Here is a 1,516-nt window from a genome sequence, read left to right as displayed (position 1 = left end):
GCGTCTTGCGTTTGTTCTTCTTCCAGCGCCTGGCTGCTGCCGCTGCCGAATAACCGCTTGATGAGTGCTTTGGGGCTTACCATGCGCCGCCTCCTATGCCGAATCCGGCGTGTTCAATGTCGTCGCTGTCGTCGTCCTGGTGAGCAACACCAGGCAGGGGCGCGGGGGTGAAGTCGATCGGGGCTACCTCCATTTGGCTGGCGTAGTACGCCATGGCCAGCGCGATAGCCGCATCACCGTGGCGGTCTTTACTGTCGCCGGTTTTGGCATCGGGGAGTTTGGGCACGCCCTTGATGACTTGCAGGGCGCGCAGGTCATCAACCACGTTGCTATCGCGGGGGATGCTGATCAGCTCATCTTCAAACGCCGCTTTAAAGGGCGGCATATTGTTGAGGTACCAGCTTTGGGAAAGCATGACGACTTCAACGATGCTGCCGTAGCGTTCTGCCGCTTGCTCGGCCAGGTATTGGCCGTTACCGCGCCCATCCAGCGCGCCGCCTTGCAGGCGTGGCAGGCGGTCGCCAATGAAGAACAGCACTTGCTCTTGCTGCTTGAACGGCACGTTGCGCAGCTCGACAAGGAAAGGCACCTGGCGAACCAGCTGCTGAGTGATGGCCATGGGGGCAATCACGGTTAAATCACCGCTGCGGCCAAAGTCTTCGCCAAAGCAGTGGGCCAACTTACTGTCGAGTTTTTCGAGCAAGGGCAACAGGTGTTCAATACACCAGGCGTTTATTTCCAGTGCTCGATACTGCTCGGGTACCGCGTTGAACTCGGCGCTGCCTTCAAAGCGAATCACCGGTGCATCGACCATGCGCGCTTCGATCATGGCGCGGGAAAGATAAGCACCACCGCCTGCCTTGGGCACGCAGTAATACTCTTCCAGGGCGTCTTCTTTGGTGGCGGTGTCCTTCAGCAGGTTGGCCTTCCATTCTTCCTCGGACTGCTGGCTCCACGGCTTGCCACGCACCTGACAAATGCGCTGGTACAGACCCTGCTCACAGGCATCGTCCAGTGTGATGCGGTGAACTGAGTAGCGCTTTTTACCGGCGCGGCTGTCCTGGATCAGCTCATTGAAGATGTTCTCGACGCCGTTGTGGGTACTGATCAAACGCACCTTGGCACCCCACATGGTGAGGGCGAGCGCGGCTTTCAGAACCTCGGCAAGCTGGTCGTGGAAGGCGGCTTCGTCAATGGTGACGTTACCCTGGCGGCCACGCATGTTGCTGGGGCGTGAGCTAAGCGCCTGGATTTTGAAGCCACTGGCAAAGTGGATGTTGAAGGTGAGGATGTCTTTATCCTCATCCTGATACAGCTCTTCTTGAATGTGCGAGGCGGCGCGGTTGAACGCCTTGGCCCACATGGCGCAGGCATCGATAAACTCGATGGCCATGTCCTTGTTGCTGCCCACATAAAAGTGGTTGGTACCACCGGCAGCTTTGGCGCTACTGGCCGTGAGTACGGCATCGGCTGCTTCGCCCCAGGTTAAACCGGTACGGCGGCTTTTCTCGGCAAT

Annotated in this window: 1 protein-coding gene; it reads right to left on the bottom strand. The window is 58.6% G+C overall.

The window, feature by feature from the left end; translation table 11 throughout:
* Positions 1–76 precede the first annotated feature (76 nt).
* The coding region (locus CZ787_RS01595) for a hypothetical protein (protein ID WP_140398958.1) at positions 77–1,516 on the bottom strand (1,440 nt) is incomplete at its 5' end.

This window comes from Halomonas citrativorans (assembly GCF_900163645.1).
Taxonomy (GTDB): Bacteria; Pseudomonadota; Gammaproteobacteria; order Pseudomonadales; family Halomonadaceae; genus Vreelandella; species Vreelandella citrativorans.
The sequence above is the reverse complement of the archived record's forward strand: the minus strand, read 5'-3'. Positions and strand labels throughout refer to the sequence as shown.